This is a genomic window from Serratia sp. DD3 (assembly GCF_000496755.2).
This window is the reverse complement of record NZ_AYKS02000112.1, coordinates 78,127-92,893: the sequence shown is the minus strand read 5'-3', so window position 1 is coordinate 92,893 and position 14,767 is coordinate 78,127. Positions and strand designations below refer to the sequence as shown.

Annotated in this window: 12 protein-coding genes; 9 read left to right on the top strand and 3 right to left on the bottom strand. The window is 46.7% G+C overall.

The genetic code is table 11. The features are described from left to right. Window positions 1–157 precede the first annotated feature (157 nt). A complete protein-coding gene (locus tag IO95_RS21130; protein ID WP_081878606.1) occupies window positions 158–592 on the bottom strand; it encodes a DotU family type IV/VI secretion system protein in 435 nt (144 codons plus the stop codon). 225 nt (window positions 593–817) lie between these two features. Between IO95_RS21130 and IO95_RS21125 the strand changes: the two genes are divergently transcribed. The 4 genes from IO95_RS21125 (at window position 818) to IO95_RS21110 (ending at window position 7,199) form a co-directional block, all read left to right on the top strand. Then, window positions 818–1,909, top strand: coding sequence for a LacI family DNA-binding transcriptional regulator (locus IO95_RS21125; RefSeq protein ID WP_023492657.1), 1,092 nt, complete (start codon window positions 818–820; stop codon window positions 1,907–1,909). Between the two features lie 142 nt (window positions 1,910–2,051). Beyond that, a complete protein-coding gene (locus IO95_RS21120; RefSeq protein WP_023492658.1) occupies window positions 2,052–5,204 on the top strand; it encodes a beta-galactosidase in 3,153 nt (1,050 codons plus the stop codon). Between the two features lie 112 nt (window positions 5,205–5,316). Continuing rightward, complete coding sequence (locus IO95_RS21115) at window positions 5,317–6,579, top strand: MFS transporter (protein ID WP_023492659.1); 1,263 nt, start codon at window positions 5,317–5,319, stop codon at window positions 6,577–6,579. 23 nt (window positions 6,580–6,602) lie between these two features. Further along, window positions 6,603–7,199, top strand: a complete 597-nt coding sequence (locus tag IO95_RS21110) for a maltose acetyltransferase domain-containing protein (RefSeq protein WP_051791324.1) — start codon at window positions 6,603–6,605, stop codon at window positions 7,197–7,199. A 225-nt stretch (window positions 7,200–7,424) separates the two neighbouring features. Here the strand turns inward: IO95_RS21110 and IO95_RS21105 are convergent, their stop codons facing one another. Both IO95_RS21105 and IO95_RS21100 read right to left on the bottom strand, forming a co-directional pair. After that, entirely contained in the window at window positions 7,425–7,859 is a 435-nt protein-coding gene (locus IO95_RS21105) for a lysozyme inhibitor LprI family protein (RefSeq protein WP_037387061.1), read from the bottom strand. A gap of 88 nt (window positions 7,860–7,947) precedes the next feature. Further along, window positions 7,948–8,364, bottom strand: coding sequence for a lysozyme inhibitor LprI family protein (locus IO95_RS21100; RefSeq protein ID WP_037387059.1), 417 nt, complete (start codon window positions 8,362–8,364; stop codon window positions 7,948–7,950). 718 nt (window positions 8,365–9,082) lie between these two features. On the opposite strand from IO95_RS21100, the gene IO95_RS21095 reads away from it, so the two are divergent. From IO95_RS21095 to IO95_RS21075, 5 genes are all read left to right on the top strand, one after another. Continuing rightward, on the top strand, window positions 9,083–9,463 hold the full coding sequence (locus IO95_RS21095; RefSeq protein WP_037387057.1) for a helix-turn-helix domain-containing protein: 381 nt from the start codon (window positions 9,083–9,085) through the stop codon (window positions 9,461–9,463). 115 nt (window positions 9,464–9,578) lie between these two features. Continuing rightward, window positions 9,579–10,124, top strand: coding sequence for a fimbrial protein (locus IO95_RS21090; RefSeq protein ID WP_023491378.1), 546 nt, complete (start codon window positions 9,579–9,581; stop codon window positions 10,122–10,124). A gap of 49 nt (window positions 10,125–10,173) precedes the next feature. Further along, window positions 10,174–10,875 (top strand): fimbria/pilus periplasmic chaperone, encoded by a 702-nt coding sequence (locus tag IO95_RS21085; protein WP_023491377.1) that lies wholly within the window; start codon window positions 10,174–10,176, stop codon window positions 10,873–10,875. 163 nt (window positions 10,876–11,038) lie between these two features. Continuing rightward, window positions 11,039–13,555 carry a fimbria/pilus outer membrane usher protein gene (locus tag IO95_RS21080; RefSeq protein WP_235186810.1) on the top strand — a complete coding sequence of 839 codons (2,517 nt, stop codon included), beginning with the start codon at window positions 11,039–11,041 and terminating at the stop codon, window positions 13,553–13,555. Window positions 13,556–13,566: 11 nt separating this feature from the next. Then, the gene (locus IO95_RS21075; protein ID WP_023489992.1) at window positions 13,567–14,736 is read left to right on the top strand and encodes a fimbrial protein; all 1,170 of its coding nucleotides are present in this window, start codon (window positions 13,567–13,569) and stop codon (window positions 14,734–14,736) included. The last annotated feature ends 31 nt before the right edge of the window (window positions 14,737–14,767 follow it).

Genomic DNA, 14,767 nt, shown 5'->3' with positions numbered 1-14,767 from the left:
TTAAAATAACAAAATGCTTTTTGTTACCCGGTGGTGAGGTTTACTCAGCCCGGGTGTTTTTTAATACTCGCTAACGTTAATTCGCTCACTGAGTCCGGCTGTGCAGATTGTCGTAACGGGTGTAACGAAAGCTGTAATCCTGCGTTCAACCCCAAAGTCACCACGACGGAGAGCGGAATCCGCAACAGACGAGAGTGCAGTAAGGTCGTATGAGCGGGCTCATACAGGATGGTTTTAATGTTGTCCAATAACTGGTTGCCCGCATCAAACGTAGAAAAAAGCGAGCCTGAAGTGGCATTGCATGCCAGGTGGGATTGACCTCCTGGTTTAAATTGTTGATGGTGTGGCTACGGCGGGTGAGTACGGTTTCATCCAAGAGTGCGCATTGCCCATAAGTGATGGTATCAATATGGCATTTTCTGACACCATGCTGAACCAACGCCGTCGGCTGGCGATACACCGCTTTACTGACAAATACAGAAGGATTATTTTTAACCACCAGCAACAACATCCATGTGTCCTGTAATAATGTATTGATAAGTACAACGGGATTGTCAGCAATACTAACTATGAATAAACTCAATCCCATCATAACAGAACCAATAGGTTACCATGTGACCAGAGAGGATAATATAAGAAAGATTAATATTATTCCCAGATAATTGTTAAGATGAGGTAAATATACGAGCAACTGTACTTGCTGAAGCTAATACTCCCCTTCATCTTGCTACGTTTAGCTTCTCTATCGATAGACTGAATCTGCTATGATTCAACTCCATTAGCTTGATTTTTAGTATTAATCTACGCGAGAAACTGTATGAAGCCTAAATCTGTCACGCTTAATGATGTCGCCGACTATGCGGGGGTGTCGTATCAGACTGTGTCACGGGTATTAAATCGGGCCGAACATGTTTCAGATAAAACTCGTGCTAAGGTCGAACAGGCAATGGCTGCGTTGAATTATGTGCCAAACCGTGTCGCACAACAGCTGGCGGGTAAACAGAGCTTTACGCTGGGGTTGGCCACCACCGAGTTGGCACTGCATGCACCTTCGCAAATCGCATCGGCAATTAAAACCCAAGCTAACCAGTTGGGTTTTAACGTGGTGATTTCCATGGTGGAAGATCTTGGCATTCAGGCCTGTCGCTCTGCGATGAATGAGCTGCTGTCACAACGGGTGGATGGTTTGTTGATTAACGTCCCCCTGACAACCGATGATGCTTATGCCATGGTGCAAACCTGTGGCGAGATCCCTGCACTGTTTTTAGACGTAGACCCCGATGCCGAGGTATTTAGCATTTTGTTTGATCCCTATGAAGGTACTCGGCGAGGCGTCGAACATGTTGTTGCTCTTGGGCATCGCGACATTGCGCTGATTACCGGGCCTCTGATCTCTATTTCCGGTCGTTTACGCTATCAGGGCTGGTTAGCGACGTTAGCCGAACATCAATTGGTACCTTGTTCTGTGTTTCACGGCGATTGGGATGCGGCTTCCGGTTACCAGCTTGCTGGGCAGATTTTAAGTTTGCCAAAACACCCGACGGCAATATTGGTGGCTAATGACCAAATGGCGTTAGGCGTACTGCGCGCATTACAGGAGTATGGGTTGCAAGTTCCGGCGCAAATGTCGGTGGTTGGCTACGATGACACCGAAGATAGTGCTTACTATTTCCCGCCGCTGACCACCATCAAGCAGGATTTCCGCTTGTTAGGGCAGGAAAGTGTGAAACGTTTGGTCCAGTGTCTGGAAGGGCAGCATCAGTCTCGTGGGTGCTCTTTGCGTTTGGCAACCTCGCTGGTGCAAAGGCATACAACAGCGGCAGTGAATCAAAAAAATGTCTCGCCGAAAAGTTTATCTCAGGAGTTGCTGCGTATCGCTCGTCAAATCGCCACGTTGGACGAAAAATAAAATTCAATCTGAGGGGATCAACCCTCACTCCTTTTGCTGAATATGTGACCGACATCTATTTCCCCATGATATTTGCTTTACACCTTTGTGCTTGTTATTCATTTTAAAATTAATTGTGAGCGGATAACATTTTGGGGAATGTATGAGTTCATCTCAGTTAGGGAAATCACTCAGTGCTGTTTTATCTCGTCGAGACTGGGAGAATCCTGCCTGTACACACTACCATCGCTTGCCAGCACATCCGCCATTTCGCAGTTGGCGTAATGAGCAAGATGCCCGAGATGACCAGGCTTCATCACAGTCTATTTCATTGAATGGTGTTTGGCAGTTTAGCTACTTTAGCCAGCCAGAACAGGTGCCTGAAGCATGGCTATATGACGATCTGCACAGTGCGGATGAAATGCGGGTGCCTTCAAACTGGCAAATGGCAGGCTATGACGCACCAATTTATACCAATGTCACTTATCCTATTCCGGTTAACCCCCCTTTAGTGCCTGAACAAAACCCTACGGGGTGTTATTCGCTCACATTCAGTGTTGATGACGAGTGGATAACACAGGGGCAAACCCGGATTATTTTCGATGGTGTCAATTCGGCCTTTTATCTTTGGTGTAACGGTGAATGGATTGGTTATTCACAAGACAGCCGTTTACCTGCCGAGTTTGATATCAGCCACGCGCTGCAACCGGGTGAAAACCGCCTGGCGGTGATGGTATTACGCTGGTGCGACGGTAGTTATCTGGAAGATCAGGACATGTGGCGCATGAGCGGGATTTTCCGCGATGTTAGCCTATTACATAAACCAGCCAGCCATTTGAGTGATGTCCATATCACTACGCCATTAAGTGACAGTTTCCGCCGGGGAGAGTTGGTTGTAACGGTAGTCGCCCAACAACCACAGCAACACCGGGTGCAGGTACAACTGTGGCGTAAAGAGAAGCTGATTGCCGAGAAAACCCAGTGCTTCGGCAGCGAAATCATCGATGAGCGGGGCGCTTATGACGACCGTACTACGCTGCGCTTGCCAGTGGAGCAACCGGCGTTATGGAGTGCGGAGACGCCAGAACTGTATCGTGCCGTAATCGTGCTGCTATCGCCCACCGGAGAACTGGTAGAGGCAGAGGCTTATGACGTGGGTTTCCGCCAGGTTGAAATCAGCAACGGCTTGTTGAAGCTAAATGGTCAGCCGTTGTTGATCCGTGGTACCAATCGCCATGAACACCATCCCGAACTAGGGCAGGTGATGGATGAGGCCACAATGCGCCAGGATATTTTGCTGATGAAACAGCATAATTTCAATGCGGTGCGCTGTTCCCATTATCCGAATCATCCGCGTTGGTATCAGCTTTGCGATCACTATGGCCTGTATGTGGTGGACGAAGCCAACATTGAAACCCACGGTTTGCAGCCGATGAGCCGGATTGCCGATGATCCGGTTTGGTTGCCAGCCATGAGTGAACGCGTGACGCGTATGGTGCAACGCGACCGTAACCATGCTTGTATCATTATCTGGTCACTGGGTAACGAATCGGGTCATGGTTGCACCCATGATGCACTGTACCGTTGGGTGAAAAGCCAGGATCCAACCCGCCCGGTACAATATGAAGGTGGCGGGGCCAACACGGCAGCAACGGATATTCTCTGCCCGATGTATGCACGAGTGGAGCAGGATCAGCCCTTCCCAACTGTACCGAAATGGTCGCTCAAGAAATGGATCGGTTTACCTGATGAACCTCGCCCGTTGATCCTGTGTGAATATGCTCATGCCATGGGGAACAGCTTTGGCGGTTTTGACCGTTATTGGCAAGCTTTTCGTCAACATCCCCGTTTGCAGGGGGGATTTATTTGGGATTGGGTCGACCAAGGCTTAACGCGCCTTGATGATAACGGCCAACCTTACTGGGCTTATGGGGGGGACTTCGGTGATACCCCTAATGATCGTCAATTTTGTTTGAACGGTGTGGTATTTCCCGATCGCAGCCCACACCCGGCTCTGTTCGAAGCGCAGCGCGCTCAGCAGTTTTTCCAGTTCCAGTTGCTTGAGCAGTCTCCGCTGACGGTTGAAGTGAGTAGTGAGTATTTGTTCCGCGCCAGTGACAATGAACGGTTGTATTGGCACTTAACCCTGGATGGCAAACCGATTGCTGAGGGGGATGTCGAACTTGCATTACCGGCACAAGCCAGGCAGAAAATAGTGCTGGGTCACATTCCCGAACTGAATGGGGGCGGTGAGCTGTGGTTGAATGTGGAGGTTCGCCAAATAAAGGCCACAGCATGGTCTGCAGGACATCACCGCTGTGCCTGGGACCAGTGGCGTTTAACGCGGCCATTAATGTTGCCAAACGAAAACAATCATCTCCAGGGGGTACTACCACGGCTGAACCAGACCAATAATACCTTCAGCATTGAGTGGGGCACACAACGCTGGCAGTTCAATCGGCAAACTGGTTTGTTGGAGCAGTGGTGGCAGGATGAAAAAGCCACACTGTTGACGCCGTTATGCGACAACTTTACCCGTGCACCGCTGGATAATGATATTGGCGTGAGTGAGACCACCCGCATCGATCCTAATGCCTGGGTTGAACGTTGGAAGAAAGCCGGGATGTATGCGCTAGAAACGAGCTTGCTGCAATGTGAAGTCGATTTGATTGCGCAAGGTGTGCAGATCTGCACAACGCATAGTTATAGTGGTCATACTTATAGCGGTCATAGTTATAGCGGCCATGGTTATAGCGCTCATAGTGATAGCGGCCAAAACAGCATTCTGTTTATTAGCCGTAAGACCTATTTAATTGACCGTCTGGGTAAACTGCATCTTGATGTAAACGTTGATGTTAGCTACGGAATTCCATCACCAGCGCGCATCGGCTTGAGCTGTCAACTTGCCGAAGTTGCTGAACAGGCAACCTGGTTGGGGTTAGGCCCACATGAAAACTATCCTGACCGTCAGCTTTCTGCTCAACATGGGCGTTGGACACGACCGCTTTCAGCGTTACATACGCCATATATTTTCCCAACCGAGAACGGGTTGCGTTGCCATACGCGCCAATTGAATTTTGGCCGCTGGCAGTGGCTGGGGGATTTCCACTTTGGCCTCAGCCGTTATAGCCAACAGCAATTAACCGATACCTCGCATCAGCATTTGTTGCAGGAGGAGCAGGGGGTTTGGGTCAATATTGATGGCTTCCATATGGGGGTTGGCGGCGATGACTCGTGGAGCCCGAGCGTAAGCCCTGATTTTATCTTGGATGCCGAACATTATCGTTATTCGTTGGTTTGGCAGTACGCTGAATAACATACAGCAGGGCTAAACAGTATTTATCACTAACATTATTCATAGATAAACCCTGCCGTGTATTTGAGGTTAGCTTCAACGCGCGGTAGGGTTGTTGCGTAAGGAATTCGCCATGTACTATTTGAAAAATACTAATTTTTGGATGTTTGGGCTGTTTTTCTTCTTCTACTTTTTTATCATGGGTGCTTATTTCCCCTTCTTCCCCATTTGGCTGCATGATATTAATAACATCAGCAAAGGGGACACTGGCATTATTTTTGCGACTATCTCTTTCTTTTCATTGCTATTCCAGCCGGTTTTTGGCTTGCTGTCAGATAAGTTGGGGCTGAAAAAGCATTTGCTGTGGATTATCACCGGGATGCTGGTGTTATTCGCGCCGTTCTTTATCTATGTTTTTGGCCCACTTTTACGCACTAATATTATCTTGGGGTCCATTGCTGGTGGGATCTATCTCGGTTTTATTTATAATGGCGGTGCACCGGCTATTGAGGCGTACATCGAGAAAGTGAGCCGTCGCAGCTCATTTGAGTTCGGTCGTGCGCGTTTATTTGGTTGTGTGGGCTGGGCGTTGTGTGCGTCAGTGGTGGGCATTATGTTTACCATCAACAACGAATTTGTCTTCTGGCTTGGCTCTGGTTGTGCAGTGATATTGGCGATTCTGTTATTTATTGCTAAACCTGAAGCAGCTAGCTCTGCGCAAGTTGCAGATAAATTGGGTGCCAACAGTAAACCGTTCAGTTTACGCTTGGCATTCGAATTACTGAAAAACCCTAAACTGTGGTTTTTGGCTCTGTATGTGGTGGGTGTTTCCTGCACTTATGATGTGTTTGATCAGCAGTTCGCCAATTTCTTTACCTCGTTCTTCTCTTCAGCCGAGCAGGGGACGCGTGTTTTTGGCTATGTCACCACGATGGGTGAATTGCTCAATGCATTGATCATGTTTTTTGCTCCGCTTATTGTGAACCGTATTGGCGGGAAAAATGCACTCTTGCTAGCCGGTTTCATTATGTCGATACGTATTATCGGTTCTTCATTTGCCTCTACACCATTAGAGGTGATTATTCTGAAAACCTTGCATATGTTTGAAGTGCCGTTCCTGATTGTCGGTTGTTTTAAATATATTACCACCGTATTTGAAGTGCGCTTCTCTGCCACTATTTATCTGGTTTGCTTCTGTTTCTTTAAACAACTAGCCACTATTTTTATGTCGATCTTGGCCGGGAATATGTATGAAAGAATCGGTTTTCATGGGGCTTATCTTATTCTGGGGATGGTTGCACTGTCGTTTACGCTGATATCGGTGTTTACTCTGAGCGGGCGGGGGCCACTATCAGCGTTTAAACCAGAACCTAGCGTAGTCAGGGATATGGCGTAATTAAGCGCCAGGATAACGTAATGATGACGCAACGAGAAAGATTAGCAGGTGGGTATTTATATACTGATCTTGATGAGGGCATGGCAGAGGAGCGCTTACGCGGAAAAGAGTTAATTTATGATTTTAATCATTCGCGGCCTTCTGAGCAGATAAAACGGGAAGCATTGATCCGTCAACTGATGGGGAAAATCGGCAAAAATTTTTGGATTGAGCCGCCACTGCATGTTGCTTATGGCAGCCAGATTATTGTTGGCGATAACTTTTATGCCAACTTTAATCTGGTGGTGGTGGATGACGGAAAGGTATTGATTGGTGATAACGTGATGATTGCGCCGAATGTCACGATATCCACCACCGGGCATCCGATAGATCCCTCGGTGCGTATTACCGGGCAGCAGTTTTCTTTAACCGTCACCATTGAGGATAATGTTTGGATAGGCAGTGGAGTAATAATTAATCCTGGAGTGACCATTGGCCGTAATAGCGTGATTGGAGCAGGGAGTGTAGTGACCCGAGATGTCCCCCCCGACGTGGTTGCCGTAGGTGTTCCATGCCGCGTGCTAAGGCCGATCGGTGAGCAAGATACTTGGGAGGGCAGCGCCAAGCGCACTGGGCTTTGAGCAAACGCCAAGGGGCGCTGCGGCGCTCCTTGGGTTTTAATGATGCTGACAGGGATTATTTAACCGGTTATCTACTTGGTTGCCATTCAAGCTGCCGAGGTATTAGTGACGCGAGATACTTAGCTCTTCCTACGCTTCGACCCTTATCGGGGCCGCTGCAAGCGTTTCCATAGTTCTGGTATGATCAGTTTGATAAATCAGGCAACCGCCGGAGTCAACTTTAGTTCAATAGGATTCAGTAAATTCCGCGGCTTTATTGAGTAGAAAATTCATTTTAATACTGGCGCTAACGGTTAATTCTGCGGTTCCTACTTCTTGCAGAGTGTAAATTTTATCTAAGGCCTTGAAGTAGGCTTCTTTATATTTAACCCACGATTTTTGTTTCATGATTAATGCAGACTTTATTGTTTCATCTTTTTGTTCTTTAAGGGAAAGTTTAAAGAGTCTATCGATCTCCTTTTCCCATGCATCAGCGGCATCATAATAACAGTTCATCATCCTGGTACTATAATTTTTCGCATCATCCTTGACACATTTATCAAATTCTTCCTCAATTTGATAATTTAACTCAAATTCGTCATCAGATGTTGCACTGAGTTCAGCGGCTCTGGCCGTGTTAATGAATATCAATAAAACGATAATAATCATTTTTTTTACCACAATTCTCTCCCTCGGTTTTATGACTTAATACATTGTATTTATTAAAGATAATAGGGTACATAACCCTAGACAGTAGGGGCCTGGTGCGCTATCGAAAATAATTCTCGCTGAGTTGCCTTGCTTGTTTACTAAGGAAAATCATTTTAAAAAAAGCGTTTATTTCAGGCCCATCCGGCCATTGTTGCTGATCGGAAAAAATAACATCTAAAGCTTGAAAAGATGATTTTTTATACTCAACCCAAGCGGTTTGCATTTTTTTTAGTGCCGACAGTTCATTCTCGGTCCGATCTTGCATCATAAGCTGAAGTTGTTTATCAATTTCCGCTTGCCAAGCATCTACAGCAGTATTATAGCAGGCAGCCATCTCTGCACTCGAGCGTTGCGGAACGCTGTCAGTACACTTAGCCAATGTTTCATCAATATTTGTATCGAGTCCCTTAGCGTTCGCCAAGGGGGGCGATACCAGTAAGAGCAGCATAATAGCCGTCTTTACCATTCTATCCATCTATCCCTCTCATTTTATGCTTAACCGTTATCGCGATATATCATACAGATGAGTTGGAAAAATTGCAGTCATTGGCATTGTAAGTGGCTGAGTCAAAGGATAGCGTTAAACAAGCTCGATGATATGGAGCCGTCTCAGCGAAGTGGGGGCAGCGACCGTACCATTGTTCTCGGAAAATGCTCCCAGGATAAGGCATCCAGGATAAGGCAACCCTAAAGGGGGCCGTTTTGAATGAATCGTATCAACACCTTGACACTGTGCCACAATCAGGCTTCAAGCAAGCTGAATCCAGCAAGTCAGTGTCACCTTATCCAAACAAATCGTACATCACGCTAATTATCTGAAGTGAATTTTCACTTTTTACTAATGAATGTTTTTACTCAAATTATTGTTGTAATTACTTGATTGTTAAAGATAATAAATATTCTTTAGTGATTTAATCCTGTTAGCTTTTAACATTCGAAAGATATAACTATGAATCTCTCATCACTGTAAACGATACCAATACACCCCTTAACTCATGTATAATAGTTATGAATTAAATTTAAATTCCGTAAATCTTACATTTTTAGAATAAAATTCTGTTTTGTGGTTTTTTTTGATGGATTTACATTAAAATTTAATTGATTGCCAAGGGATTAACAAGTTATATAATCCGTCCGTCAGTGACGGCTTTGGTGTTTTTTTGATCAAAGAGAGACAGTGTTCCGAGACATATATGGAAAGTAGACTTTATGGATTTTTGCTCAAAGAAGACATTCAACTCGATATTATTAATAAAAGGCTTGTGTGTTACCGTGCTGAAACTGCTGAAAATGCAATGTTCTTTAAAGTGGTCACACTTAATGACGTGCAATTGAGATTATTGTTATTACTATTGGATAATGAACCGGGAACCATTATTTCCAAGAATGATATCATAGAAAATGTATGGAAAGAGGGTCAATCTTACTCTTCTAGCCAGCGGCTATGGTATTTAATAAAGGTATTGAGAAATAAATTAGCCTCCATTGGGCTACCAGAAGATTTTATTTCAAATGCCCACGGTGTTGGATATTTTATAGGCAGTTACAGCGTATTACCAATGTTTATCGGGTAATTCTACTCTGTTTTAACGGGGTGGATACCGTGTATCCATATTGTATGGGTATACGTCATATCATTCTAATGGATATTAGAATGGGTTAATAACACGATGAGTAGTAGGAATATATATGAAAAAGTTAGCAATTGCTGTCTCCCTGGCCACAGTATTGGGTTCTGTTAACCTTGCTCAGGCTGTCTCTACAGGTACCATTACCTTTAATGGTGAGTTGACCGCCAATACCTGTGATGTTTCGGTAAATGGTCAGGGAGCAAACGCAACTGTCGTATTGCCAACAGTAGGTACTAACCAGTTGACTGCTGCAGGTCAAACCGCTGGGCGTACTAACTTCAACATGGCTTTGACTAATTGTTCAGGTACGTTGCAAACCGCATCTGCCTACTTTGAAGCTGGTTCTTCTGTTGACTTGGCCACTGGCCGTCTGAAAAATACCACCGGTACTGCCACTTTAGTGGCTCTGCAACTGCGTGATGGTTCAAGTGCTTCTCAAGCCGTGATTAAGGTGGGTAATTCCAGCCAGAGAAGAGATACCACTTATTTAGATGTTGCAAGCGGTAGTGCAGTTCTGCCGTACGAGGTTGAATATTACGCCAATGGGCTAACTACCGCTGGTACGGTAGTCAGCAGCGTTGTTTATTCAATTCAGTATATGTAACAGAACTTCGGGGGAGGCGGTGTCCTCTCCCAATCTTCAGGAAGATATCATGATATTTCCCTTGTGCAGTATTCGTCAATGGTGTGGGCTGGCTGTAGTTGCTTTATTTAGCACCAGCACGCTGGCCAGTGTGGTGATCAGTGGAACACGCGTAATCTATCCTTCTGATGCCAAGGAGGTCAGCGTTAAACTTAACAATGTCGGCCCTGCTCCTGTCCTGGTGCAGAGCTGGATTGATAAAGGGGACCCTAATGCCAAGCCATCAACTATCCAAGTGCCGTTTGTGTTAACCCCGCCGATGAACCGTGTTGACCCAAATAAAGGGCAGACACTACGGATAAGCTATACCGGGGAGCCTCTCCCCATGGATAAAGAATCCATATTCTGGCTCAATGTGTTGGAAGTGCCCGCTAAAGATAGTGTCGTGGTGGCGGAAAACCGCCTGCAGATGGCCTTTCGCTCACGCATCAAGCTGTTTTACCGGCCGATCGGGCTACAAGGTAATGCCAGAGATGCCGCCAAAGCGCTAACCTGGAGTTCACAGGGTAATCGTATTCAAGCTTCAAACCTCACGCCGTACCATGTCTCTTTGGTGAATCTGACACTGAATGGTAAGAAAATTGAAGGTGCGATGATAGAACCTCGTGCAACCATGACGTTCAATTTATCGGGGCAGGCAGGAAGTACACTTTCTGGCAATTTTGTCGATGATTATGGCGCAATCAATAATTTCGAAAGCATTATTCATTAATGACAATCAATCCGTAATCTTTGATTAAAAATAGCACCGTTATTATTTAAGGGATGCGTTTTTGAAGGGATGTCTTATGTCAAAAGATGTGTATTATAATATCCAATATAGGTTATCTCCTTTGGTTATGGCTATCCTATCTGCTCTTTTTGCAGGTAGCGCCATGGCTGAAAATAAGCTCATCGATGCTAGTGCGCCAGTGAATACCACAAAGAATGTTGAGTTTGATCCCTCATTCCTGAATGTTGATGATAATAAATCGGTTGATCTCAGCCGCTTTGCCAATGGCGCTTCGGTGTTGCCCGGCGTGTATAAAACCATTGTCTATGTTAATAATCAAGCGGTTAGCAATAGCGATATTGAATTCAAAGCTCGGCCAGATAAATCGGTTTATCCCTGCCTGACCCGCGATCTGATTAAGAATATCGCTTTTAATTACGAAAAATTACCTAAAGATTTTTTGCATACGTTAGACAACGCAGAGCAATGCTTAGATTTACAGCATAAACTGCCAGAGGCACAGGTTAACTTCGACAGTAATGAACAGCGTCTGGATATTCTGATCCCCCAAATCTATATGCTGAACACTGCCCGCGGTACCGTTAGCCCGGAATTATGGGATAGCGGCGTACCCGCATTGTTATTAGGTTATAACGTAAATGGCTACACCAGCGAATCGCAGGGGGATAGCTTTAACTCACTGTTTGCTGGGGTAAACGCGGGGCTGAATGTCGGAGCCTGGTATTTACGCCATAATGGTTCGTATAACCGGATAAGTGACGGTTCAAACCAATACAGTAATATTAATACCTATCTACAGCGTGATATTCCATCACTTAAGGGGCGGGTATTATTAGGGCAGTCAAATACCACTGGGCAACTGTTTGATACCCTGCCGTTTTTCGGTCTTCAACTGGCCAGTGATGAACGGATGTTGCCGGAATCTCAACGCGGTTATGCCCCGGATATCCGCGGCATTGCGCGCACCAATGCCCGTGTCACCGTGAGCCAAAGCGGCCAAGTGTTGTATGAAACCACGGTTCCGCCGGGAGAGTTTCTGATTAATGACTTGTACCCTACCGGTTTCGGTGGTGATCTTGACGTGACGGTGCGTGAATCGGATGGGACGGTGCAAACCTTCAGAGTCCCCTATACCTCGGTGGCGCAACTGTTACGTCCCGGATCATCCCGCTATTCCATCACTGCGGGGGAATTGCGCAGTGATAATCTGCGTGAAAAGCCAGCCCTGTACCAGGCTACCTATCAGCTTGGCTTGACTAACATCATTACGGGTTATGGGGGCCTGCAGGCCAGTAAAGACTATTACGCGTTGCAACTGGGTGTCGCGACCGGCACCCCGATTGGGGCGGTAGCCTTCGACGTGACTCAAGCGCAGACACGTCTCGAGGGTAATAGCAATGACAGTGGGCAATATTCATCGGGTAATAACTACAACGGTCAAAGTTATCAGGTGAGCTACAGTAAACTGATTAGCGAAACCAACAGTAACTTATCGCTGGCAGCCTACCGCTTTTCCACTGATGGCTATATGGATTTTATGACCGCGATGCAAGTTCGTGATGCAGTGGCACAGGGGGATTCACCAAACTCAGTTTCAAGAGCCAAAAACCGGCTGACAGCGACTGCCAGCCAAGGCTTGCCAGAGGGATGGGGGCAGTTGTATATCACCGGTTCGGTGCAGAACTACTGGAACCAAGACGGCAACGATAAACAGTACCAGGTAGGATACAACAACCGTTACAAAAACCTTTCGTATGGTTTCAGTATCAGCCGTAGTTTTTCCAGCCTCGGCGCGGCTCAAACTAACTATCTCTTGAGCTTCAGCATACCGTTGGGGAGTTATAGCCAGATCCACACGCCGCAACTGCGCCTGGATTTATCCCATGACAGTAGTGGTCGTTACGGTCAGCAGGCCAGTGTCTCCGGTACTAGCGGAGCGGACAACCAGTTCAGCTACGGTGTGACGGCGATGAACGCTAACCAAGGCATGGGAGCGAGTGGTTCACTGAGTGGCAACTACCGTTCACCGGCAACCGCACTGAGCGCGACTTACAGTACCGGTAAAAGCTACCATAGTGCTTCCGCCGGGATAAATGGGTCGATGGTTGCCCATTCTGGTGGCGTGACCTTTACACCTTACAGCTCCGATACTTTTGCCTTGATTGAGGCTAAAGGGGAGGAAGGTGCCAAAGTATCCTCGTATCCGGGGGTGACTGTGGATTCGCATGGTTACGCTTTGGTGCCTTACCTGAATCCCTACCAGATGAATGAGATCAATATTGATCCTAAAGGTACGTCAAATAATGTCGAGTTAGAGAATACCAGCCAGCAAGTGGCACCTTATTTTGGGGCCGTTGTGAAGGTGAAGTACAACACCAAGCAAGGGACACCTATTTTGGTGAATGCTACCTATCAAGGGGAAGCGTTGCCCTTTGGCGCTAATGTTTTTGATGATCAGGGCAATAGTGTGGGCTCGGTAGGCCAAGGCGGGCAGTTATACGCGCGTGTAGCGGAAGATACAGGGCGACTGCAGGTGAAATGGGGTGATGGCAATGAGATGCAATGTAGCGTGGCCTATAGCCTACCATCAGGAACTGCCGGAAATCCAGCGAGCAAGTTAGTCCGTTTGACCCGCATCTGTACCAGAGAGAATCAATAGGGAGCGATAGAATGAAATTAGCATGGTTATCAAGTATTCCTCCGATACGATTACCTTGGGGAGGCCATACATTGGCGTTGGTCTTGTGCCTGTTGTTGGGTTCGGCGACAGCCGTGCAAGCGGCTGTCACCTGTAATATCAATAATCCACGCGCTGATGTAACGCCGCTGGCACCGGGTAATTTATCTATATCCGGCGGGTCAGAATTGCCGCTGGGGACTGTCCTCTATCGCTTTCGCTGGTCTTCATCGCCATTAACCATTACCTGTAGTGGTGGGGATGTCAATAGCACGGTACCAATACAGATAATCGGGCAGGTGTTTTCTGCTCCGCGGCCACTGTCCCAATGGAATGGTTCGCCCTATGCGGGGGCGGTTTATAGCACCGATGTTGCTGGTGTGGGGGTTGCTACCTGGAAGGGCAGTAGGCCGATCGTTTATGGTTCACCCGTTGTTTTAGCCACATTTCTTGTTTCTCAAGAAGGAACTCTTAATGTGACCGGGACCTCGGTATCTCTCGATTCCAGCTTGATCAAAATAGGGAATGTAGCGCCAGGGAATTACACCATTAATGGTGCGGATTTACCCACGATAGGTGTTTCCATTGCTTCGGAGGATGGCAGTGCCAATATTTATCCCTCATCTAGCATTCAGACCAGTTTCAGTGGTCAGTTGGTGGTTACACAACCCACTTGCATCACGCCTGATGTGAATGTTTCCTTGGGAACGTACGATGTTAGCAACTTTAATGGTATTGGCTCTGCGACGCCCTGGGTAAATGCCACCCTGACATTAATCAATTGCCCTATCTTTCAGGGTTATTATAGTCGTGATAATCCCGTGGATGTGAACCCAGTCAATGCGCCTGGCCCCGACAACAATGAGATAGGGCTCATGCTTACCCCCTTGAATGCGATTATTGATACGAATAACGGGATTATGGCCGTAAGCTCTCTGACTGCAGACAGTGCAGCCAGCGGAGTGGGTATCCAAATTAGTCAAGGAAATCCCGATAGACCTCTGGCACCGTTTAATTTTAACAGTGAAGTCAGATATACACTGACTACCACAGGAAGAGGGCTACTGACGATTCCGTTGTCAGCCCGTTACATTCAGACGGATAATACAGTGACGCCAGGGCGTGGTGATGGCAAGATGACATTTACGATTAATTATTATTAAGTAACAAGGGGCCTGATTCGCCCCTTGAGTT